At 72.1% G+C, this 21829-nt stretch carries 21 protein-coding genes; 12 read left to right on the top strand and 9 right to left on the bottom strand.

Going from position 1 to position 21829, the window contains the following annotated elements; translation table 11 throughout:
* Positions 1 to 7: 7 nt before the first annotated feature.
* Positions 8 to 3163, bottom strand: a complete 3156-nt coding sequence (locus ITJ54_RS12705; protein WP_194628845.1) for an ATP-dependent helicase — start codon at positions 3161 to 3163, stop codon at positions 8 to 10.
* 124 nt (positions 3164 to 3287) lie between these two features.
* On the opposite strand from ITJ54_RS12705, the gene ITJ54_RS12700 reads away from it, so the two are divergent.
* Entirely contained in the window at positions 3288 to 3509 is a 222-nt protein-coding gene (locus ITJ54_RS12700; RefSeq protein WP_071271723.1) for a DUF3107 domain-containing protein, read from the top strand.
* A gap of 17 nt (positions 3510 to 3526) precedes the next feature.
* The gene (locus ITJ54_RS12695) at positions 3527 to 3832 is read left to right on the top strand and encodes a hypothetical protein (protein ID WP_194628843.1); all 306 of its coding nucleotides are present in this window, start codon (positions 3527 to 3529) and stop codon (positions 3830 to 3832) included.
* Positions 3833 to 3877: 45 nt separating this feature from the next.
* Here the strand turns inward: ITJ54_RS12695 and ITJ54_RS12690 are convergent, their stop codons facing one another.
* On the bottom strand, positions 3878 to 4594 hold the full coding sequence (locus tag ITJ54_RS12690) for a ferritin-like fold-containing protein (protein WP_323741711.1): 717 nt from the start codon (positions 4592 to 4594) through the stop codon (positions 3878 to 3880).
* Positions 4595 to 4677: 83 nt separating this feature from the next.
* On the opposite strand from ITJ54_RS12690, the gene ITJ54_RS12685 reads away from it, so the two are divergent.
* Complete coding sequence (locus tag ITJ54_RS12685; protein WP_194628841.1) at positions 4678 to 6168, top strand: DEAD/DEAH box helicase; 1491 nt, start codon at positions 4678 to 4680, stop codon at positions 6166 to 6168.
* Positions 6169 to 6331: 163 nt separating this feature from the next.
* Here the strand turns inward: ITJ54_RS12685 and ITJ54_RS12680 are convergent, their stop codons facing one another.
* Positions 6332 to 7204: a PHP domain-containing protein gene (locus tag ITJ54_RS12680; protein WP_194628839.1), complete on the bottom strand. Its 873-nt coding sequence runs from the start codon at positions 7202 to 7204 to the stop codon at positions 6332 to 6334.
* Positions 7205 to 7273: 69 nt separating this feature from the next.
* Here ITJ54_RS12680 and ITJ54_RS12675 point away from each other — a divergent pair, with 69 nt between their 5' ends.
* A complete protein-coding gene (locus tag ITJ54_RS12675) occupies positions 7274 to 8770 on the top strand; it encodes an aminopeptidase P family protein (RefSeq protein WP_194628838.1) in 1497 nt (498 codons plus the stop codon).
* The gene (locus ITJ54_RS12670) at positions 8767 to 9243 is read left to right on the top strand and encodes a GNAT family N-acetyltransferase (protein WP_194628836.1); all 477 of its coding nucleotides are present in this window, start codon (positions 8767 to 8769) and stop codon (positions 9241 to 9243) included. The genes ITJ54_RS12675 and ITJ54_RS12670 overlap by 4 nt, the downstream gene beginning before the upstream one ends.
* A 100-nt stretch (positions 9244 to 9343) precedes the next feature.
* Here the strand turns inward: ITJ54_RS12670 and ITJ54_RS12665 are convergent, their stop codons facing one another.
* Positions 9344 to 10261 carry a general stress protein gene (locus ITJ54_RS12665; RefSeq protein WP_194628834.1) on the bottom strand — a complete coding sequence of 306 codons (918 nt, stop codon included), beginning with the start codon at positions 10259 to 10261 and terminating at the stop codon, positions 9344 to 9346.
* Between the two features lie 80 nt (positions 10262 to 10341).
* On the opposite strand from ITJ54_RS12665, the gene ITJ54_RS12660 reads away from it, so the two are divergent.
* From ITJ54_RS12660 to ITJ54_RS12645, 4 genes are all read left to right on the top strand, one after another.
* Entirely contained in the window at positions 10342 to 11658 is a 1317-nt protein-coding gene (locus ITJ54_RS12660) for a magnesium transporter MgtE N-terminal domain-containing protein (RefSeq protein WP_194628832.1), read from the top strand.
* Between the two features lie 46 nt (positions 11659 to 11704).
* On the top strand, positions 11705 to 12202 hold the full coding sequence (locus tag ITJ54_RS12655; RefSeq protein ID WP_071272063.1) for a DUF1003 domain-containing protein: 498 nt from the start codon (positions 11705 to 11707) through the stop codon (positions 12200 to 12202).
* Positions 12195 to 13361, top strand: a complete 1167-nt coding sequence (locus ITJ54_RS12650) for an Mrp/NBP35 family ATP-binding protein (protein ID WP_323741710.1) — start codon at positions 12195 to 12197, stop codon at positions 13359 to 13361. Before ITJ54_RS12655 ends, ITJ54_RS12650 begins: the two co-directional genes overlap by 8 nt.
* Before the next feature lie 160 nt (positions 13362 to 13521).
* Entirely contained in the window at positions 13522 to 14829 is a 1308-nt protein-coding gene (locus ITJ54_RS12645) for a carbohydrate-binding protein (RefSeq protein ID WP_228509398.1), read from the top strand.
* 77 nt (positions 14830 to 14906) lie between these two features.
* Here ITJ54_RS12645 and ITJ54_RS12640 read toward each other — a convergent pair whose 3' ends face one another.
* Complete coding sequence (locus ITJ54_RS12640) at positions 14907 to 15281, bottom strand: twin-arginine translocase TatA/TatE family subunit (protein ID WP_194628830.1); 375 nt, start codon at positions 15279 to 15281, stop codon at positions 14907 to 14909.
* 60 nt (positions 15282 to 15341) lie between these two features.
* On the opposite strand from ITJ54_RS12640, the gene ITJ54_RS12635 reads away from it, so the two are divergent.
* Positions 15342 to 15974: an O-methyltransferase gene (locus ITJ54_RS12635; RefSeq protein ID WP_071271693.1), complete on the top strand. Its 633-nt coding sequence runs from the start codon at positions 15342 to 15344 to the stop codon at positions 15972 to 15974.
* Between the two features lie 14 nt (positions 15975 to 15988).
* Here ITJ54_RS12635 and ITJ54_RS12630 read toward each other — a convergent pair whose 3' ends face one another.
* A complete protein-coding gene (locus tag ITJ54_RS12630; protein WP_323741709.1) occupies positions 15989 to 16744 on the bottom strand; it encodes an AAA family ATPase in 756 nt (251 codons plus the stop codon).
* Between the two features lie 137 nt (positions 16745 to 16881).
* The gene (locus ITJ54_RS12625) at positions 16882 to 17052 is read right to left on the bottom strand and encodes a DUF3117 domain-containing protein (protein WP_017887054.1); all 171 of its coding nucleotides are present in this window, start codon (positions 17050 to 17052) and stop codon (positions 16882 to 16884) included.
* A gap of 127 nt (positions 17053 to 17179) precedes the next feature.
* On the opposite strand from ITJ54_RS12625, the gene ITJ54_RS12620 reads away from it, so the two are divergent.
* The gene (locus ITJ54_RS12620) at positions 17180 to 18409 is read left to right on the top strand and encodes an AI-2E family transporter (RefSeq protein ID WP_194628828.1); all 1230 of its coding nucleotides are present in this window, start codon (positions 17180 to 17182) and stop codon (positions 18407 to 18409) included.
* Here ITJ54_RS12620 and ITJ54_RS12615 read toward each other — a convergent pair.
* Together ITJ54_RS12615 and dapE are read right to left on the bottom strand one after the other, a co-directional pair.
* On the bottom strand, positions 18388 to 19692 hold the full coding sequence (locus ITJ54_RS12615) for a hypothetical protein (protein WP_323741708.1): 1305 nt from the start codon (positions 19690 to 19692) through the stop codon (positions 18388 to 18390). The two genes, ITJ54_RS12620 and ITJ54_RS12615, sit on opposite strands and share 22 nt — an antisense overlap.
* The gene (gene dapE, locus ITJ54_RS12610; RefSeq protein WP_194628825.1) at positions 19677 to 20759 is read right to left on the bottom strand and encodes a succinyl-diaminopimelate desuccinylase; all 1083 of its coding nucleotides are present in this window, start codon (positions 20757 to 20759) and stop codon (positions 19677 to 19679) included. Before dapE ends, ITJ54_RS12615 begins: the two co-directional genes overlap by 16 nt.
* 41 nt (positions 20760 to 20800) lie before the next feature.
* Between dapE and dapD the strand changes: the two genes are divergently transcribed.
* Positions 20801 to 21769: a 2,3,4,5-tetrahydropyridine-2,6-dicarboxylate N-succinyltransferase gene (gene dapD, locus ITJ54_RS12605; RefSeq protein WP_194628822.1), complete on the top strand. Its 969-nt coding sequence runs from the start codon at positions 20801 to 20803 to the stop codon at positions 21767 to 21769.
* The last annotated feature ends 60 nt before the right edge of the window (positions 21770 to 21829 follow it).

Raw genomic sequence — 21829 nt, 5'->3', positions numbered from 1 at the left:
TCCTCGTTCACCAGGTGACCTCTCCGACGACGTGGATCCGGCACTCGACGCCGGTACGGGCCTTCTCGCAGTGGTCGTCGACGTTGGCGATGAAGGTGCGGTCGGCCATGCCCCGGGCGACCCCGTGCAGGCGCTCGCGGTAGGCCTGGCGCGCGTCGGGGTCGAACGCCTGCTGGGTGCGCTCCGAGTAGGCGTGGCCGCCCTTCGGGTTCTGCACGAACACCAGGCGGGCATCGGCCATCGGGGACCCGGCGGGGACGCCCTCCACCGCGCCGTCCTCGACCGCGAGCTGGTACGCCCCGAGCTGCGGGTGCTCGGGCATGTCGTTCTTCTCGCTCGGCATGCCGCGACCGGTCTTCAGGTCGACGACGCTCACGCGGCCCTCGGGGTCGATCTCGATCCGGTCGATGCTGCCGCGCATCCGGGCGGGGCCGGTGACGAGCGCGAACGAGGTCTCCGCACCGAGCAGCCGACGCCCGACGCTGGCGAAGGTGCGGAGGTAGTCGCTCAGGCCCTCGATCATCCGCCGGGTCCTGGCGCGCTCGCGGTCGGCGATCCACGGCGACTCGAACGTCAGCTCGCCCCAGCGGGACTCCACGCGCTCCCAGAGGGACTCGACGTCGACCTCGGTCGCGTGCTCCATGGCCTCGTGCACGATCGTGCCGATGCCCATCGCCGGGCTCGGGGCACCGCCGCCGAAGGTCTGCACGAACCAGTGCACGGGGCACTCCTCGAACGTGCCGATCCGCGACGGCGACACGGAGACGGTCGGGGCGACGTCCTCTCCGGTGACGGGGTCCGGCTCGGGGTCGGCGGTCAGGTCGACGAGCGGGTCCTCGGTCGTGGGCTCCGCGATGCCGTACCAGTCGTCGGGCGCGGCACCGGGGACGTCCTCGGCTGCCAACCGGGCGAGGGCCGAGGCCGCTTCGTGGTCCCCGCTGGTCACGACACGTCGGCGCAGGGTGCCCGCGAGCCCGCGGAGCGAGAGCGGGTGGGCGGACGGCTGTCGGTCCGGCGGGACGGGAACCAGGCGGACGAACGGCGACGGGCTCTCGTCGTCGTTCGCGATCGTGCCGATGACGACCTGGGTGGTGGCGCGGGACACGGCGCGGGCGAAGAGCCGGAGCTCGTCGGCGACGACGGCTGCGCGGTCGTCCACCGGGGTCTGCTCGAGCCCGTCGGCGGCACGGACCAGGCCGTCCGGGTCGAGCAGGCTGCCGCGCACGCGGGTGTTCGGCCAGACGCCGTCCTGCAGCCCCATCACCACGACGACGTCGCACTCGACGCCGATGGTCGCGGAGGGCGTCAGCACGCGGACCCGTCCGGCCGTCCGGTCGGGTCCGATGCTGTCCTCGGCCAGGTCGGCGCCGAGCAGGTCGTCGACGAACACCCGGGCGGGAGAATCCGGCGTGCGCTCGACGAACCGCTTCGCCGCGGTGAACAGCCCGACGACGGCGTCGAGGTGTCGGTCGGCCTCGGCGGCGCCGACCCCGCCGGCGAGCGACTGCCCGCCCCAGACCTTCGCCAGGCCGCTGCGCTCCCAGAGCCCCCAGAGGATCTCCTCGATGCTCGCGCCGGCCTCGGCGTCCGTCCTGGCCTGCACGAGGCTGCGCGCCAGCCGGGTGGCCCGGCGGGCGAAGGCGGCGTCGACCGTGGCGAGCCGTTCCGGGGCGCCGAGCGCGTCGACGAGCAGGTCGTCGGCGGTCCTGGTGCCCCCGCCCGCGAGTTCCTCCCGCCGCAGGGCGAGCCGGAGTCGGCGCATCGCGAGGGTGTCGAGCCCCCCGAGCGGCCCCGTCGCGAACGCGGTGGCCAGGTCGGCGTCGAGGGGCAGCACCCCGAGTGCGACCCCGGCGGCGTCGAGGAGCGACCGCGCGGCGGAGTCGTCGCGGGGTCGCGTGGGGGCGGCTCCGGCGGTGGCGGGGACCTCGGCCACGGACAGCGCCCGGACGAGTTCCGGGATCGCCGCACCGCTGCGGGTGACGACGACCATCTCGTGCCACGGGACGCCGTCGAGCAGGTGGTGTTCGCGGAGCCGCCGGGCCACCGCCACGACGAGCGCCGAACGGCTGCCGCCCTCGAGGTGCAGGACGGAGTCCCCGCGGCCGTCGGTCCGGCTGGCGACCGCGGTGCGCTGCCGACCCGCCGCCGCCGCGCCCACACGGCCGGTGATGCCCGTGACGAGTGCACGGACGGGGGCGGGGTGCCGGTGCACGGTGCCGAGCACGACGTCCTGCACGCGGTCGACGCCGAGGCGGGACGCCAGCCGACCGAGCACGTCCGGCTCGGCGCCGCGGAAGGCCGAGGCCGCGATGTCCGGGTCGCCGAACGCCACGACCTGCACCCCGGCGCGGGCCAGTGCCCCGAGGAGCGCGACCTCGCCCTCGACGAGTTCCTGGGTGTCGTCCACCACGAGCAGCCGCAGTGCGGCGACGGCCGGCGGGAGCTCGCCTCGGAGCACCGCGGCGGTCGCGAAGGCGACGAGTTCGGCGGCGTCGAGGCTGGTCGTCCGGAACGCCGTGAGCGTGGCGCGGTACTCGTCGACGAGGTCCCCGACGGCACGCCACTCGGGCCGGCCGTGGTCGTCCGCGAGCTCCCGCATGTCGTCCGGCTCGACCCCGGCCGCGACGGCGCGCATCATGACGTCGCGGAGCGCCGTGCGGAAGCCGGCTCGTTCGCGCACCACCGCGGTGATCGGGTCCGGCCAGTGCGGTCCGGTGCCGTCGGCGTCGTGCCCCGCGAGCAGGTCGCCGAGGATCCGGTCCTGCTCACCACCGGTCAGGAGGGTCGGCGCCGGCTGCCCCTGCTGGGCGGCGGCGTGGGTGACGATCTGGAATGCCAGGGAGTTGACGGTGCGGGCCAGGGCGCCGGGGGTCACGCGCTCGACCGTGGCGGCGAGGCGGTCGCGGAGCCCGGTGGCCGCGGTGCGCGAGGACGTCAGCGCGAGCACGGTCGCGTGCCCGTCGGCGCTGACGGCGTCCGGACGACGGAGCCGGGCGGCGACCAGCCGCGCGAGCGTCGAGGTCTTGCCCGTCCCCGGTGCGCCGATGACCGCCGCGTGGACGCCGTCGGGCAGTGCGAGCACCTCGGCCTGCGCGGGGTCGTCGACCAGCGCGCGCGACACCTGCGTCGGCGCGGGAGCTGGCGTCAGCGTGGTCGTGGGCACGTGCGTACGGTACCGAGCGCGACCGACATCTCCCGGGCACCGCGCCACGGCCGGACCGCCCCCTGCCGTGCGCCCGCGGCGAACGTGCGGGACCCGTCGTGAGGTGCTCGGATATGGTGAGCACGTGGACATCAAGATCGGCATCATCAACAGCCCCCGCGAGATCGCCTTCGAGTCGAAGCAGACCGCTGAGGAGATCGAGAAGGCCGTCTCCGAGGCGCTCACCTCCCAGACGCACCTGGCCCTCCAGGACGAGAAGGGCCGCAAGTACGTCGTGGCCGCCGCAGCCCTCGCCTACGTCGAGTTCGGCTCGGAAGAGGCCCGCCGCATCGGCTTCGTCGCCTGACCGAGCTCGCCTGACCCATGGAACTCCTCTTCGCCGTCCTCGGTGGCGTGATCTGCGGTGCCGTCGCGCACCTCGTGCTGCCGTGGCACTCGACGCGCGGACAGCTGCTCGGCCCGGTGGTCGGCGGCATCACGGCCGCCGTCCTCTGGGAGGTCCTGACCTGGGCGGGGTGGCGGTACGACGCCACCTGGATCTGGGTCGTGGCGCTCGTCGGCGCCGGTGCCGTCGCGCTCGCAGCGGAGTGGCTGCTCGGCCGTCGTCGCACCGCCGCTGACGTCGCGTACTACGAGGCTGCCAAGGCCCGCGGGGCGCGCACCGTCTGACGGCCCCGGCACCAGCCGAGCACAGACACAGGCCCCGGCTGTCGGTCAGGCAGTGAGCCCGAGGGCGTCCATCCGCCGTGTGTGTGCCGCGATGAGCTCGGTCCAGACGGGCTCGAGCCGCTCCTGGTCCTCTCGAGCGTGCGACGCCAGGGCCGAACGGGCGACGAGCAGCGTGTCGCCGACCAGCCGTCGGCCCCACATCGCCAGCCGCGACGCCACCTGGGGCTCCTCGTCGATGCGAGCGCTGAGCTCCTCGACCACGGCGGCGGCCTCGCGCGAGTCGAACACCGTACGCAGGCGCTGGCGGACGTCCGCCGGCAACGAGCGCAGCAGGTTGGCGAACAGGTCGTTCAGGATGCCCGCCGTGACGTACCCGGTCAGCATCGACTCGTACCAGTCCGCGCCGCTCGTCCGCTCGAGGAAGCGGTCGATGGCTTCCCGGTGGGGTGCCATCAGCTCGGCGGGGTCCTGCCCCATCTGCGCGATCTCGGCGACGATCGACCGGTGCCGCTCGAGCGCCGTGGTCGCGAGCACGCCGGTGACCAGGCGGCCGGAGAGCGTCGGGGCGCCGGCTCCGGCGCGGCCCATCGTCTCGTAGAGCGAGAGCTGCAGGTAGGCGGCCTGGCCGAGGAAGACGTCGAGCTCCGGGCTGACGTCGTCGAGCTGCAGGCGCTCCACCTGGGAAGCGTTCTTCGGGTTCCGCGATGCCAGCCACGCGGCCGCGAGCTGCGCCGCGCGCTTCCGGTTCCACCACGACACCACGCCACCAGCATAGGGGGAACGACCGGAGGGCTCTGCGCGCCGGTAGACTGCCCGGGACTCCCCGATAGGACAGGGTGACCTTTTTGACTTTCTCAGACCTCAACATCGAGCAGGACATCGTCGATGCCCTGGCCGGCAAGGGCATCATCGAGCCCTTCCCGATCCAGGAGCAGACGATCCCGCTCGCCCTCACCGGCCAGGACATCATCGGCCAGGCCAAGACCGGTACCGGCAAGACCCTCGGGTTCGGCCTCCCCCTCATCCAGCGCCTCGGCGCCGACCCCGCGCACGGCGTCAAGGCCCTCGTCGTGGTCCCGACCCGCGAACTCGCGGTGCAGGTGGCCGAGGACCTCGAACTCGCGACCTCGAACCGCCCGACGACGGTCGCCGCGATCTACGGCGGCAAGGCCTACGAAGGCCAGGTCGAACAGCTCAAGGCCGGCGCGCAGATCGTGGTGGGCACCCCCGGGCGCCTCATCGACCTGCAGCGCCAGCGGCTGCTCGACCTCTCCCACGTGCAGGAGATCGTCCTCGACGAGGCCGACCGCATGCTCGACCTCGGCTTCCTCTCGGACATCGAGCGGATCTTCCAGGCCGTGCCCGAGGTGCGCCACACGATGCTGTTCTCGGCCACGATGCCGGCGCCGATCGTCGCGCTCGCCCGCCGGTTCATGTCGCGTCCGGTGCACATCCGCGCGACGGACCCGGACGAGGGCCTCATGCAGGCCAACATCAAGCACCTCGTCTTCCGGGCGCACTCGCTCGACAAGGACGAGGTCATCGCCCGCATCCTGCAGGCCGAGGGCCGCGGCAAGACCGTGATCTTCACCCGCACCAAGCGTGCGGCGGCGAAGCTGGTCGAGGAGCTGAAGGACCGCGGCTTCAACGCCGCAGCCGTCCACGGCGACCTGAACCAGGAGCAGCGCGAGCGGGCCATGGCCGCGTTCAAGGCCGGCAAGCACGACGTGCTGATCGCGACCGACGTCGCCGCCCGCGGCATCGACGTGGACGACGTCACCCACGTCATCAACCACACGATCCCGGACGACCCCGACACGTACCTGCACCGCGCCGGTCGCACGGGCCGCGCCGGCAAGACGGGCATCGCGGTCACGTTCGTCGACTGGGACGACCTGCACAAGTGGACCCTGATCGACAAGGCCCTCGAGTTCGGCATCCCCGAGCCCGTCGAGACCTACTCGTCGTCGCCGCACCTCTTCGAGGAGCTCGACATCCCCGCCGGCACCAAGGGTCGCCTGCCCGGCACCTCGTCGCACGCCGCGACCGCCGGCGCATCCGCCCAGCGCAGCGGCAGCGCACGGCCGCCCCGGGAACCGCGCGAGTCGCGTGAGTCGAGCGACTCGCGTCCGCGTCGTCGTACCCGCCCAGGAGGCTCTGACCGGCCCGCAGCGTCGGCTCCGGAGTCCAAGCCCGAAGCCCAGAGCACCGGTCCGGACAGCACGGACGGCGAGGCAGCCGCCACCAAGCGGCGTCGCCGCCGCCGCCGTCGCGGTGCCGGTGCAGGGGGCGAGGCGACCGCCTCGTCGCCGCAGCCGGCGTCGGACGGCGAGTAGCGCCTCCCGGCACAAGGGCCCGTCGCTGACGCGACGGGCCCTTCGTCGTCCCCATCCGCTTCGTCGCTGCACGAGGCTCACGCTCCGCGACGGTCCTCACGATGAGGAGTGCACGGCCTGTCGCGGAGGACGAGCCTCGTCGCAGCGCGGCGCAACGCGCCCGTCAGGACAGGCGCGAGCCGGGGCCGACCACGGGCGCGCTGCCGGTGGCCTGCGTGACGATGGCGTCGAACGCGTGCCGGGCCGTGCGGTGTTCACCGAGCCGGTTGGGCTTGCCGGTGCCGTGGTAGTCGCTCGACCCGGTGACGAACAGGCCGTAGCGGTCGGCCCACTCGAGGAGCGTGCGCTTGCCGTGGGCGACGTTCTCGCGGTGGTCGACCTCGACACCGCCGAGGCCGGCGTCGACGAGCTCGCGGAGGTCGTCCTCGTCCATGACGACCCCGCGGGACGACGCCGCGGGGTGCGCGATCACGGGGACGCCCCCGGCAGCGCGGATGAGTTCGACGCCGCGCAGGGGTGAGGGGGCGTCGTGCGGCTCGTAGTACCCGGAGGCCGGGTGCAGGATGCCGCGGAACGCCGCGCTCCTGTCGGACTCGAGCCCGCGGGCGACGAGGGCGTCGGCGATGTGGGGACGGCCGATGGTCGCGCCCCTGCGAGCCTGAGCCAGGACGTCCTCCCACGTGATCGGGTGGTCCTGCCCGATGCGGTCGACCATGCGTCGCGCGCGCGAGAGCCGACCCTCGCGGATGCGTCCGGTCTCCGCGACCAGGCCGGGGTCCGCCGGATCGACGAGGTAGCCGAGGACGTGCACGCTGCGGTAGCCGACGCGGGTGCTGAGCTCGAGGCCCGGGACGAGCGTCAGGGGCAGTTCGCGCACTGCGGCGACGGCTTCGTCCCACCCCGACGTGGTGTCGTGGTCGGTGAGCGCCACGCCGTCGAGTCCGGCGGCGGCGGCGGCCCGGACGAGTGCTGCGGGCGGTTCGGTGCCGTCGGAGACACTCGAGTGCGTGTGCAGGTCGATGAACGGATCAGGCACGTCGCTGATCCTATCCACAGGTCGGCGGACGCTCGGACCGTCGGTCGACCGCGATGCGATGATGGGGGCATGGCCGACACCACTCCCCGCGCGACGAGCAACCGCTCCACCACTCCCGGATCCGCCACGTTCAAGGACTTCATCGGGTCCCAGTGGGCCGAGCACGACCGCCCCGTGCCCGCACAGCGCGAGCAGGCGCCCTTCGCCGCCGCACGGCGGGCCCGGGTCTCCGAACTGCACCCCGGCCGCACGGTCGTCGTGCCCGCCGGCACCGCCAAGGTCCGCTCGAACGACTGCGACTACCCGTTCCGCCCGCACTCCACGTTCGCGCACCTCACCGGCTGGGGCACCGACACCGTCGTCGGCTCCGTGCTCGTGATGACGCCGACCGACGACGGGCACGACGCCACCGTGTACTTCCGCGCCACCGCCGGCCGCGACTCCGAGGAGTTCTACGCCAACCCCGAGATCGGTGAGTTCTGGGTCGGTCCGCGTCCCTCCCTGGACGAGGTCGCGGCGGACCTCGGTCTGGCGACCGCCGACCTCGGGGACCTCCCCGCCGTCCTCGACGCCCTCGACGACACGGCGCTCCTCGTCCGTGACGCCGACGTCGAGCTCACCCGCTCGCTCGACCTGCGCCTCGGCTCGCCCGTCGGTGGCGCCGGCGAGACCGACGGGGTCGCCGCGACGGACGACGTCCTGTCCCGCGACCTCTCCGAACTCCGCCTGGTCAAGGACGCGTACGAGGTCAACGAGCTCCGCAAGGCCGTCGACGCCACCGAGCACGGGTTCGCAGACGTCATCGCCGACTTCGACGCCGTGCTGGCGCACCCCCGCGGCGAGCGCATCGTCGAGGGCACCTTCAACCGCCGCGCACGGGCCGACGGCAACACGGTCGGGTACGACACGATCGCGGCCTCGGGCCACCACGCGTGCATCCTGCACTGGACGCGGAACGACGGCGCCGTGCAGCCCGGTGACCTCATCCTCATCGACGCCGGGGTGGAAGTCGACTCGTTCTACACCGCCGACATCACCCGCACGCTGCCCGTCAGCGGGACGTTCACCCCCGTGCAGCGCATGGTCTACGACGCCGTGCTCGAAGCCGCCGACGCCGCCTTCGCGATCGTGAAGCCCGGCATCACCTTCCGCCAGGTCCACGCCACCGCGATGGAGGTCATCGCGCGGAAGACCGCCGAGTGGGGCTTCCTGCCCGTCTCCGCCGAGGAGTCCCTGCAGCCGGACAACCAGCTCCACCGCCGCTACATGGTGCACGGCACGAGCCACCACCTCGGGCTCGACGTCCACGACTGCGCGAAGGCCCGACGTGAGCTCTACATCGACGGCGTCGTGCAGGAGGGCATGGTCTTCACGATCGAGCCCGGGCTGTACTTCCAGCAGGACGACCTCACCGTGCCCGAGGAGTTCCGCGGCATCGGCGTCCGCATCGAGGACGACGTCCTGGTGACGGCCGACGGGGCCGAGAACCTGTCGGTCGGCATCCCCAGGACCCCCTCGGACGTGGAGGGGTGGATTGCCCGCTCCGGCGCTAGCCTGAACGGGTGAGCACCCCCGAGGTCACCCCGCAGAGCGTCACGATCGACGTCGAGCACTTCGACTCGCCCGACGCCCAGCGGCTGCGTGCCGCCCAGCGCATCGAGATCGACAGCACCTACGGGGGCGACACCGAACCCGGGCGCAAGCCGACCGCCGAGTCCATGGTGGTGTTCTTCGTGGCCCGCGACCAGGACGGCACCCCGCTCGGGTGCGGCGGTCTGCGACTCGTCGACGACGGCATCACGGAGATCAAGCGGATGTACGTCCGACGTGAGTCCCGGGGCGCCGGTGTCGCGACGGACATCCTCCGCCGCCTCGAGGAAGCCGCGCTCGACCTCGGGTCGCCCGCCGTCGTGCTCGAGACCGGTCCTGCGCAGACCCGGGCGATCCGGTTCTACGAGCGGGAGGGCTTCACCCGCATCGCGAACTTCGGCCCCTACGAGGGCGCTCCCCTGTCGGTCTGCTTCTCGAAGCTCCTCTGACACCGGCGGCACACGCCGCGACGACGAACGGCCACGAAAAGTCCACCCCCTGTTCAGCGGGCGACGCTCCGTGGCCGTTCGGTGTTCGTGGTGGTCAGCGTCAGGAACGCTGGTCGTCGTCCTGACGTCGCTCGGGAGCATCGTCCGACGTGGGGGCCGGAGGCGTGGCACCGGGGACCCGCTCGCCGTAGCGGGGTGGCTCGTCCGCACGCGGGGCGGGGGCGGCGGTCGGCGCGGCCGGCTGCTGCGGCGGGCGCTGACCCGGCTGGCTCACCTCGCCGTAGCGCGGGCCGTCGTTGGTGCCGTAGCGCGGCTGCGACTGCGGCTGGGTCCCCGGGGCGGGAGCCGACGGTCCGGGCTGGGACGAGCCTCCTGGCTGGTTGTGCGGTGTGGCGTGCCCACCGTAGGGCGAGCCCTGGTCCGGACCCGGTCGCCACTGCTGCTGCTGCTGCTGGGGGGCCTGCTGCTGGGGCGGACGCCCCTGGAAGGGGGCGCCGGAGGACTGGCCGGGGTTCCACGCGGCGTGCGGGGTGGCCCCGAACTGCCCGAGGATCCGCTGCGCCTGGCCGACGAGCTGCGGGTCGACGATGATCTGGTAGTTCGTGGCGAGCACCTGGTGCACGCTGGTGAAGTCGCGCTGGCGCTTGGTGATCGCGAAGGAGACGACGCCGTAGAGCACGCCGAACGCGGCACCGATCAGGGCGGCGGCGAAGATCAGGCCGCTCGCGGTGGGCGAGAACAGCGTCAGGACGATGCCGAAGAAGAACCCGAGCCAGAGCCCGGAGAGGGCGCCTGCGAGGGCGGCGCGGCCGTAGGTCATCTTGCCGGTGACCCGCTCGACGGTCTTGAGCTCGTTGCCGACGATCGAGAGCTTGTTCACCGGGAAGTCGGACTCGGCGAGCTTCGCGACCACCGCCTGGGCGTCCGGGTAGCTGTCGAAGGTGCCGAGGACGTCGCCGCGGGGCAACGTGGGGAAGACCTGCGCCGTGCGGCCGCGGAAGGGGCTCTGAGTGCTCACACAATGATCTTCCACCGTTCCCCTTGCGATCGCACGAGAGCCGCCAGGGAAGGGCCCGTGCGAACGGCTACGCTGGTCGGGTGAGCGCCACGAAGGTATTCGTCGCCCGCCTGGCCGGGTGCTCCGTCTTCGACCCCGCCGGCGACCGCGTCGGCAAGGTCCGGGACGTCCTGGTCGTCTACCGACGGGCGGACCCCCCGCACGTCGTCGGGCTGATCGTCGAGGTCCCCGGCAAGCGCCGCATCTTCGTGTCGGTCGGCCGCATCACCTCGATCGGTGCCGGGCAGGTCATCACCACCGGCCTCGTGAACATGCGTCGCTTCGTCCAGCGCGGCGGCGAGGTGCGGGTCATCGCGGAGATGCTGGGGCGCAAGGTCCTCATCACCCGTGACCGCATCCGCGCCACCATCGAGGACATCGCGATCGAGGACCGCGGGCAGGGCGACTGGGAAGTGGCGCAGCTGTTCCTGCGCAAGCCCAAGACCACGCCGTCCCCGTTCGGCAAGGGCCCGACCACGTTCGCGACGTGGAACGAGGTCACCGAGGACGAGCTCCCCGGTGAGTCGCAGTCCGCCGAGCACGTCATCGCGGCGTACTCGGACCTCGTCGCCGCCGACCTGGCGTCGACGCTGCTCGACCTGCCCGTCGAACGGCGGCTCGAGGTCGCCGAGGAGCTCCCCGACGACCGGCTCGCCGACGTGCTCGAGGAGATGCCCGACCAGGACCGCGTCGAGATCCTGTCCTCGCTCGAGGACGCCCGCGCCGCCGACGTCCTCGACCAGATGCAGCCCGACGACGCCGCCGACCTGCTCGCCGAGCTCTCGGACGAGCGGAGCGAGGCCCTCCTGCAGCTCATGGAGCCGGAAGAGGCGCAGGACGTCCGCATGCTCCTGGAGTACGAGCCCGACACGGCCGGTGGTCTCATGACGACCGAGCCCGTGATCGTCTCGGCGGACGCCACCGTCGCCGAGGGCCTCGCCCTGATCCGTCGGCACGAGCTCGCGCCTGCCCTCGGCGCGAGCGTCTGCGTGACGCTGCCCCCGTACGAGCCGCCGACCGGTCGGTTCCTCGGGCTCGTGCACTTCCAGCGGATGCTGCGCTACCCGCCGAACGAACGCCTCGGCACGCTCATCGACCAGCAGACCGAACCGGTGCGCGTGGACGCCAGCGCCGCCGAGGTCACGCGCGTCATGGCGACCTACAACCTCGTGTCCGTCCCCGTGGTCGACGACGCCCACCGCCTGGTCGGGGTGGTGACGATCGACGACGTGCTCGACCACGTCCTGCCCGACGACTGGCGAAGTCAGAGCGACGGTGAACCCGCACGGCTGCGGACCCGCAGCCGCAGGACCCCGATGACGACGGGAAGGAGGACGACCCGTGGCACGAACGGATGAGAACCGACGAGAGCGGCCCGACGAACGGCTCGACTCCCCGAAGGGCATGCGCACGCGCGTGCTCCCCACACGCCGGCGCAACGGCCGCGGCGACACCTTCGGTCGCGCGACCGAAGGCATTGCACGTGCAATGGGAACGCCCTGGTTCCTGGTCGGCCTGACGCTCTTCTGCGTGGTGTGGATGGCCTGGAACATCCTCACCCCGAAGGCACTGCAGTTCGACTCGGCAGCGATCGGCTTCACCGCCCTGACGCTCGTGCTCTCGCTGCAGGCCTCGTACGCCGCCCCGCTGATCCTGCTCGCGCAGAACCGGCAGGACGACCGCGACCGCGTGCAGTTCGAGCAGGACCGCCAGCGCGCCGAACGCAACCTCGCCGACACCGAGTACCTGGCGCGCGAGGTCGTGGCACTCCGCCTGGCGATGCGCGACATGGCCTCGAAGGACTTCATCCGCGCCGAGCTCCGGTCCCTGCTCGAGGAGCTGGACCGCCGCGACGCCATCGACGACGGTGACCCGGAGCGCACGGCGGACCTCCGTGGCTGACGCCACGCGCCCCGTGGACGACGAAGCGCTCGGCGCCGCGGTCCTCGTCGCGCTCGGCCGCGTGATCGACCCCGAGATCCGTCGGCCCGTCACGGAGCTCGACATGATCCGTGGTGTCGACGTCCGGCCAGGAGGCACGGTGCGGGTCGACCTGCAGCTCACGATCGTCGGGTGCCCGGCCGCCGACACCATCGAGCGCGACGTCCGCGCCGCCGCCGGCTCCGTCGCGGGCGTGACGACCGTGGACGTCGACGTCTCCGTGATGGACCCCGCCGTTCGCCGCGCCCTGACGGAGCGACTCCGCGAGGGCCGGCCCCAGGGCGTCCAGTTCACGCCGGACTCGCTGACCCGGGTCATCGCGGTCACGAGCGGCAAGGGCGGCGTCGGCAAGTCCACCGTCACGGTCAACCTGGCCGTCGCGCTGGCCCGCCGCGGGATGCGGGTCGGGGTCGTCGACGTCGACGTGCACGGTTTCAGCGTGCCCGGGCTGATGGGCCTGACCGACGAGCACGGCGTCGCCCCCCGCCCCACCCGGGTCGACAGCATGATCCTGCCGCCGGTCGCCCACGACGTGAAGGTCATCTCGATCGGGATGTTCGTCGACGACGCCTCGACCGCGGTGTCATGGCGCGGGCCGATGCTGCACCGCACGGTGAACCAGTTCCTGTCGGACGTGTGGTTCGGCGACCTCGACGTGCTCCTGCTCGACATGCCGCCGGGCACCGGCGACGTTGCCATCTCCGTCGGACAGCTGCTCCCCCACGCCGAGGTCCTCGTCGTGACCACCCCCCAGGCCGCCGCGGCCGACGTCGCCGAGCGCAGCGGCATCGTCGCTCGACAGACCGGCCAGCGGGTCATCGGCGTCATCGAGAACATGTCCGGGCTCGTGCAGCCGGACGGCTCCGTGCTGCACCTCTTCGGCGAGGGCGGTGGGGACGAGACCGCACGGCGGCTGTCCCGCGGGCAGGACGTCCCCGTCCCCGTCCTCGGCAGCGTGCCGCTCTCGGTCCCCCTGCGCGAGGGCGGCGACTCCGGCGTCCCCGTCGTGCTCGGTGCGCCGTCGGACCCGGCTGCGGCCGCACTCGTCGCCGTCGCCGACCGGGTCACGGCGATGGGCCGGGGCCTCGCGGGTCGGAAGCTCGGGCTCTCCCCCTCCTGACCCGGCCCCGTCCGGTCGGCGCTTCCTGTACGTTCCCTCATAGACGCTGCTCCCTGGTCGCGAGCATTATGCAAGGTAATTGCACAATGCTCCTGCGGAATCAGGGCGCAGGAGTTCCACCCTCTCGGCAACGACGCCGGGCGAGGAACAGGAGAACCGCGTGAACAGGACCACCCGGATCAGGATCGGCGCCGTCGGCGCCGCTGTGGCAGCGATCGTCGGCGGGACGATCATCGCCGCACCAGTCACCGCGCAGGCAGCGACGACGTGTGCCACCCCGTGGGCATCGAGCTCCACCTACAACGGCGGCACCTCGGTCAGCGAGAACGGCACGAACTACACCGCCAACTGGTGGACGCAGGGCGACGAGCCAGCGACGCACTCGGGAGCGACCGGCAGCGGACAGCCGTGGACCTCGACGGGCGCGTGCACCGGTGGCAGCACGGGCGGTGGCGGCACCGGTGGTGGCGGCACAGGCGGCGGGACGACGACACCCGGCAACGGGAGCACCGGCACCGCGAGCGGCCTGGTCTTCAGCCCGTACAAGGACGTCACCGTGAACCTCGACTGGAACACGAACGTGATGAACACCGCGGTCACCGGCAGCCGGATCCCGGTCGTCGGGTCCAGCAACAGCCTGGTGTCCACGCGCGAGCCCGGACTCAAGGCCATCACGCTCGCCTTCGCGACCGGCACCTGCGGCAGCGAGAACTGGGGCGGGGTCGCCGCCGACGCCTTCGCGAGTGCCAACATCCCGAAGCTCGACGCAGCCGGGGTGAACTACATCGTCAGCACGGGCGGAGCCGCCGGCCAGTTCAAGTGCTCCGGCACCGCGCTGCAGAGCTTCATCGCCCGCTACGCCAGCCCGCACATGATCGGCGTCGACTTCGACATCGAGAGCGGGCAGTCCGCGGCCGACGTGCAGAACCTCGTGAACGCGGCAGCACTGGCACAGGCGAAGTACCCGGGCCTGCGGTTCTCGTTCACGCTGGCGACCCTCGCGGCGTCGGACGGCTCGTACGGCGGGCTGAACAGCACCGGTGACGTCACCGTGAAGGCGATCAAGGCCTCCACCCTGACGAACTACACCGTCAACCTCATGACGATGGACTTCGGCCGGGCCACCTCGGCGAACTGCGTCATCGTCGGCTCGACCTGCCAGATGGGCCAGTCGACGATCCAGGCCGTCACGAACCTGCAGCACACGTACGGCATCGCCTCCGCGAAGATCGAGGTCACGCCGATGCTCGGTGTGAACGACGCCTCCGACGAGGTCTTCACCCTCGCCGACGTCGACACGGTCTCCACGTACGCGAAGTCGCACGGGCTGGCCGGCGTGCACACCTGGTCGCTCGACCGCGACACTCCCTGCGCCACCCCGACGAGCACCGCGTCGGCGACGTGCAGCTCCGTCAGCGGCACCGCTGCGCTGGCCTGGACCGACCGGTTCCTCGCCGACCTGAAGTAGCGGCCCGGATGCGGACAGGAGGCCCGGTGCCAGCTGGCACCGAGCCTCCTGTCCGTCCTGTGCTCAGGTGACGCGCGTCAGGTGGCCTCGACGTCGAAGGGCGCGGCTTCGCCGGCGGCGAGCGGCACCACCGGGGACGGTGCGCGCACCTTGCTGGCGGTGACCTGCGTCGGGGCGGCGTCGGCCATGCCGGAGCCGGTGGCGGAGTCGATGAGGGCGTCGCGGATGATGCGCCGCGGGTCGTACTGGCGCGGGTCGAGCTTCTGCCAGTCGACGTCGTCGAAGTCCGGACCCATCTCGTCGCGCATGCGGTCCTTCGCGGTGTCGGCGAACCGACGGACGGCCTTGACGAACTCCGCGAGCTTCTGTGCGTACATCGGCAGGCGCTGCGGTCCGAGCAGCAGCACCGCGATGATCCCGATGATCAGGATCTTGTTGAAGTCGATGGACACGCACCGAGCGTAACGCCTGACACCGCACGCTCACCTAGAGTTGTGCACCGAGGAGTGTGCGTGTCAGAGAAAGAGTCGAACTGGAAGTTCGCGGAGGACATCGTCTCCGAGTCCGAGGCGATCGCCCGAGCGCGGGAACACTCCCTGGAGCTGGGCGTCGAGGCGATCTCGCCGGCGATCGGTGCGCAGATCGGTGTCATCGCGGCGGCCTCGCGGGCCACGGGCATCATCGAGATCGGGACCGGTCTGGGCGTCTCCGGGCTGTACCTGCTCGGCGGGGCGCCGAAGGCGACGCTGACGACGATCGACGTCGAGGTGGACCACCAGCAGTACGCGCGTGACGCCTTCATCGCCGCCGGCACCGCCCCCTCACGTGTCCGGCTGATCCCGGGCCGTGCGAACCAGGTGCTCCCCCGGATGAACGAGGCCTCCTACGACGTCGTCCTCGTCGACGCCGACCCCGAACACGTCATCGAGTACGTCGAGCACGGGCTGCGGCTCGCGCGCCTCGGCGGGACGGTGCTCGTCCCCCACGCCCTGTGGCGCGGACGCGTCGCGGACCCGGTGAAGCGCGACCGTGCCACGACGGACTTCCGGCTGCTCCTGACCGAGGTCTCCACGTCCGGAGCGGTCATCAGCAGCCTGTCGCCCGCCGGTGACGGACTGTTGCAGATGACGAAGGTCACCGCGTAGGCGACTGCCGCTCGTCAGCGCGTCGGCGGCTGCGTGCCGTCGGCGTCGCCGTCGAGGTGGCGCAGGTACTGCTCCGGCGCCGTCAGGAAGGCCCGCTGGTTCCGCACCAGGTCCAGGTCGGCCCAGGCGCTGCGCCGGAGCCCCCACTCGCCGACCTCGTGGATCGTCGCGCCGGGGAACGCCGCCAGCACGGGCGAGTGCGTCGACAGGACCACCTGCCCGAGGCCGTCGTCGACGATGGCCTGCAACAGCCCGATGAGCGCCAGGCAGCCCTGGAAGGACAGCGCCGACTCGGGTTCGTCGAGGATCCAGAGGCCGGGCCACTGCGACCGGTCGATGACGAAGTCGAGGAACGACTCCCCGTGGCTGCGCTCGTGGAAGACCGGCTCGGGACGGGCACCGGGGTGCTGCTCGAGGAACGTGAACAGGCCGTGCATGGTCTCTGCCCGCAGGAAGAAGCCGCTCTTCGGCGCCCCGGGCTCGCGGTGCAGCGCGAGGTGCTCCCACAGCGGCGACTCACTCGGCCGGGTGCTGTGGCCGGACTTGGTCGATCCGCCCTCCGGGCCCATGCCGAACGCCAGCGCGATCGCCTCGACGAGCGTGGACTTCCCCGCGCCGTTCTCCCCGACGAAGACCGTCACCGTGTCGAGGTCGAGACCGTGGTCGAGCAGCTGTGCCACCGGAGCGAGCGTCGCTGGCCAGACGTCGCGGGGCATCGGGTCGGCGATGTACTCCTCGACGCGGCGGACAGGGCGGCGGGGTCGGGGCACGGCTCCATCATGGCGGCGACGGACGACAAGAGGCCCGGAACGATGATGTCCCGGGCCTCTTCCGTGGTGCTTGGTGCGTGTGGTGCTTGTGGTGCGTGGTGCTTGTCGTGCCGTGGTGCTGTGGAGCGTCGACTTCTCTAGGCCGAGACGACCTCGGCGAGTGCGTCGTGGAGTTCCTTGGCCTCGGCGTCGTTGACCGAGACGACCAGGCGGCCTCCTCCTTCGAGCGGAACCCGCACGATGATGAGTCGACCCTCCTTAACAGCCTCCATCGGCCCGTCACCGGTCCTCGGCTTCATGGCTGCCATCAGATGTCCCCTTTCGCGCAGTACATGCGCGCCCATTATCCCGTACGGAGGGGTCATCTGCGAAACCGCCCAGGTCGAGGGGCCTGGATCGGGTCGTTCTCGCGGTTCGACTTCCTAGCCTGTGCGCGTGCCGATCATCCGCTCCACGCCTCGTCCGAGCCCTCAGGAGGCCCGTCCAGAGGGGCCCGACGCCGTCCCGGTGGGCCTGCGGATCGCGGCGTCGTTCTCCTGGCGGCTGCTCATCGTCGCCGCCGCACTCGCCGTGGTCGTCGCGCTCGTCGTGGTGCTGCAGGACATCGTCGTGCCGTTCCTCATCGCGCTGCTGCTGTGCGCGCTGCTCGCCCCGATCTCGGCGTTCCTGCAGCGGCACCGCTGGCCGAAGTGGACCGCGGTGCTCTCGAGCCTGGTGGTCCTGGTCCTGGCGATCGGGACCCTCGCGCTCGTCGTCACCGCGCAGATCCGCTACGACCTGCCGTCACTGGAACACCGCCTGCACCGGAGCGTCCTGTCACTGCAGACCCTGCTCGACAGCCAGCCGTTCGGCATCACCGTGCATGACGTGAACTCGTGGGTGTCGAAGGGCACCGACTACCTGCAGGCGCACGCCTCGTCGATCCTGTCCGGGTTCCAGGCCGCCGGGTCCGGCGCGGTGCACGTCCTCGAGGGCCTGTTCATCGTGGTCTTCACGACCCTGTTCGTCCTCATCGACGGTCGCCGCATCTGGGGCTGGGTCGTCCGGCTGTTCCCCCGCCGAGCCCGCGCGCGGATCGGTGTCGCCGGTGACGCCGGCTGGCACACCCTCACCAGCTTCATCCGCGTCCAGCTCATCGTCGCCGTGACCGACGCCCTCGGCGTGGCGATCGGCGCGCTCGCGCTGCAGGTCCCGCTCGCGGTGCCCATCGCCGTGATCGTCTTCCTCGGCGCATTCGTCCCCGTGGTCGGTGCGATCGTCGCCGGGACCGTGGCCGTCGTCGTCGCGCTCGTCTTCAACGGGTGGGTGACCGCGCTGTTCATGCTGGGCATCGTGGTCGTGGTGCAGCAGATCGAGAGCCACGTGCTGCACCCGTTCCTCACCGGCAGCGCGGTGAAGGTGCACCCGCTCGGTGTCGCGCTCGGGGTCGTCGCGGGCACCACGCTCGCCGGGGTCGTCGGGGCGTTCTTCGCGGTGCCGTTCATCGCGACGGTCAACGCGATGGTGCTCGCCGCGGCGCAGTGGCGCCCCGAGGACGGAGTCGGGGACGCAGTCGCGACCACGACCAGCACCTCGGCGGTCGCTACGTCGACGTCGACGTCGACGCCGGCGTCAGGCCGGGCGGACCCCGCGCGGGGCGTCGATCACGGCGGGGTCCAGTCGTAGCCGTCGACCCACCAGCACCAGTCGAGCCACACCCACTGCAGCACCAGGAAGAGCACCACGATGACGACCCGGTACAGCCGCGACCGCGGCAGCGCCACGATCCCGAGCAGCGGTGCGATGGGCAGCAGGATCCGCCATGTGCTCGACTGCGGGAAGAACACGGCGAGCAGGTACACGAGGTAGGCGACTGCCCACAGCCGCAGCTCGAGGCCGAGGCGCCGCGACGCCGGCATGACCACGAACGCGACGAACCCCACCAACACGACCACCAACAGGACGCTGCCAGCCGGCTGGCGGAACCACCACCCGAAGCCCTGCACCCACGGCGCGAAGGGGACCAGGTCCTTCCACCCGATGTACGAGGACCGCCACGCGAGCTCGGTGTCCGTGTACGCCCGCGGCACACCGGTCACGGCCCAGGCGATGGCCGGCCACGCCAGCCCGACGACGCCGGACACCGCGGCGACGACGACCGGCGGAACGAGTTGGCGGACCGTCGGGCGGTGGTCGTGCCGGAGCCAGGCCGGCCGGGCGACCCAGACCACGACGAAGGCGCCCATCAGCAGCGCGAAGGCGAGTCCGGTCGGCCGGGTCATCCCGAGCAGCAGCACCACGGGCAGCATCGTCCAGAAGCGCCGCTCGACCAGCAGCAGCAGGGCGACGAGGAGCAGGAACAGGCCCATCGACTCGGCGTAGGCGACCTGGAACATCGCCGAGACCGGCGCGACGCAGAACAGCACCGTGGCGAAGGTCGCGCGGGTCGGGTCGAGGAAGCGTCCCATCAGCCGTCGGAAGACCAGGGCGGCGCCCCACCCGGCGACGAGCGAGACCGACACGGCGACGAGCTCGAACGACGCCCCGGAGACGGTCATCAGCGCCCGCACCAGGAACGGGTACGCCGGCATGAACGCCCACGCGTTCTCGGTGACGTGGCCGGCGGCGTCGACGGGGAGCGTCGAGGGGTAGCCGGCGGTGGCGATCACGCGGTACCAGGCGCCGTCCCAGATCGACGCGAACGCCAGGTACCGCGGATGCTGCCCGGTGAAGGAGTTCGCCGTCTCCATGGCGGCGTAGACACCCATCATCGCGCCCGTGACGACCCGCGCGAGGACGTACACGACGGTGATGCGGACCCACCACGGCACCAGCCGGTACCGCGCGCGCCACCGGGTGACGGCCGCAGAGGACCCGCGACCGCCGGACGACCGGCGCCCCGCGGGCAGCGTCGGCGAGGACCCGGTGTCCGGGGACCCCGCCCCGGCCGTCGTCAGGCCGTCAGCCACCGGCGGAGACCGTCCTCGACCGCGGTGATCTGCGCGACGGGGACCTGCTCGTCGTCGTGGTGCGCGAAGACGGGCTCGCCCGGGCCGTAGTTGACGGCCGGGACGCCGAGTGCGGAGAACCGGGCGACGTCGGTCCAGCCGTACTTCGGGCGGGGCTCGGGGCCACCGACCGCGGCGACGAAGTCCTGGGCGAGCGGGGCGTCCAGCCCGGGGCGGGCACCGGCTGCCAGGTCGACGATGTCCACCTGGTAGCCGTCGAACAGCTCGCGGATGTGCGCGACGGCCTCGTCCGCGGAGCGCGAGGGGGCGAAGCGGTAGTTGACGTGCACCATCGCCTCGTCGGGGATGATGTTGCCGGCGATACCGCCGCTGATCCCGACGGCGTTCAGGCCCTCGCGGTACTCGAGCCCGTCGACCTCGACCGTGCGGGGCTCGTAGGCCGCCAGCGTTGCGAGGATCGGCGCGGTCTTGTGGATGGCGTTGTCGCCGATCCAGCTGCGCGCACTGTGGGACCGCTTGCCGTACGTGCGGATCTCGGCGCGGAGGTTGCCGTTGCAGCCGCCCTCGATCTGGGCACCCGAGGGCTCCCCGAGGATCGCGAAGTCGGCCGCGAGCAGTTCCGGACGGGTGCGGGCGAGCCGACCGAGGCCGTTCAGCGCGTCCGACACCTCCTCGTGGTCGTACCAGACCCACGTCACGTCGACGGAGGGGTCGGTGAGGTCGTACGCGAGCTTGAGCTGCACGGCACACCCCGCCTTCATGTCCACGGTGCCGCGACCCCAGAGGATCTCGGTGCCGTCCTCGGCGGTGCGGAACTCGGTCGGCAGGTTGCTGTTCAGCGGCACGGTGTCGATGTGCCCGGCGATGACCACCCGGCGGTCCCGCCCGAGGTGCGTCCGCGCCACGATCGCGTCGCCGTCGCGGACGACCTCGAGGTGCGGCAGCGGTGCGAGCACCGCCTCGATCGCGTCCGCGAGTGCGGCTTCGTTGCCCGACACCGACTCGATGTCGCAGATGGCGCGGGTGATGTCGATGGACGAGGCGGTGAGGTCGAGCTGCTCCGGCATGCGCTGAAGCCTACCGCCCGACGCCTCGCTACCCTGGTCCGGTGACCGACACGACCGCTGCCTCCGCCCGCCCGACCCACGCCTGGGGCCACGGCCTCGCGACCGTCACCGCCGACGGCGCGGAACTCGACACCTGGTACCCCGAAACCCACCTCGGCGAGCTCCCCGCCGACGCCGAGTTCCCGCTCGCGCTGCTCGAGCACCTCGGTGAGGACACCCGCCGCGGGGTCCGGATCGAGGCCGTCACCACCGAGGTCACCATCGACGCCGCCCCGACGAGCACCCCGGACGCCTACCTCCGCCTGCACCTGCTCAGCCACCTGCACGTGCGCCCGAACGAGGTCAACCTGGACGGGGTCTTCGCACATCTGCCGATCGTCGCGTGGACCAACGCCGGCCCCGTGCACCCCGACGACCTCGCCCGGCTCCGACCGTCGCTGCAGCGCGCGGGCATCGCCGTCCACGCGATCGACAAGTTCCCCCGGCTCGTCGACTACGTCGTCCCCGACCGGGTGCGCATCGGCGACGCCAACCGGGTCCGGCTCGGCGCGCACCTGGCACCCGGCACCACCGTCATGCACGAGGGCTTCGTGAACTTCAACGCCGGCACCCTCGGCGACGCGATGGTCGAGGGCCGCATCTCGCAGGGCGTCGTCGTCGGAGCCGGCACCGACATCGGCGGCGGCGCGTCGATCATGGGCACGCTCTCCGGCGGTGGCACGCACCGTGTCTCCCTCGGCGAGCGCGCGCTCCTCGGGGCGAACGCCGGCCTCGGCATCTCCCTCGGCGACGACTCCGTGGTCGAGTCCGGCCTCTACGTCACCGCCGGCACGAAGGTCGTCCTCGTCGGCGCGGCCCCGAACCCCGACGGCACCCCGCGCACGGTCAAGGCCGTCGAGCTCTCCGGCACCCCGAACGTCCTGTTCCGCCGCAACAGCCTGACCGGCGCGGTCGAGGCCTTGCAGCGCCAGGGCGAGGGCATCCAGCTCAACACCGCGCTCCACGCGTAGCGGGAGCCGCCCAGAGCACTCCCTGGAGGCCCGGTGCCGGTCCACGAGACCGGCACCGGG

This window comes from Curtobacterium sp. VKM Ac-2865, assembly GCF_015350905.1.
Taxonomy (GTDB): Bacteria; Actinomycetota; Actinomycetes; order Actinomycetales; family Microbacteriaceae; genus Curtobacterium.
Note: the sequence above shows the minus strand (reverse complement) of the source record. Positions and strands in the feature narration are given on the sequence as shown.

Excerpts from the sequence above, each read along its gene's own strand:
- ITJ54_RS12695 (WP_194628843.1), top strand. The coding sequence starts at position 3,527 with ATGGAACTCCTCTTCGCCGTCCTCGGTGGCGTGATCTGCGGTGCCGTC.
- ITJ54_RS12675 (WP_194628838.1), top strand. The coding sequence starts at position 7,274 with ATGGCCGACACCACTCCCCGCGCGACGAGCAACCGCTCCACCACTCCC.
- ITJ54_RS12655 (WP_071272063.1), top strand. The coding sequence starts at position 11,705 with ATGCGCACGCGCGTGCTCCCCACACGCCGGCGCAACGGCCGCGGCGAC.
- ITJ54_RS12625 (WP_017887054.1), bottom strand. The coding sequence starts at position 17,052 with ATGGCAGCCATGAAGCCGAGGACCGGTGACGGGCCGATGGAGGCTGTT.
- dapE (WP_194628825.1), bottom strand. The coding sequence starts at position 20,759 with ATGCCGGAGCAGCTCGACCTCACCGCCTCGTCCATCGACATCACCCGC.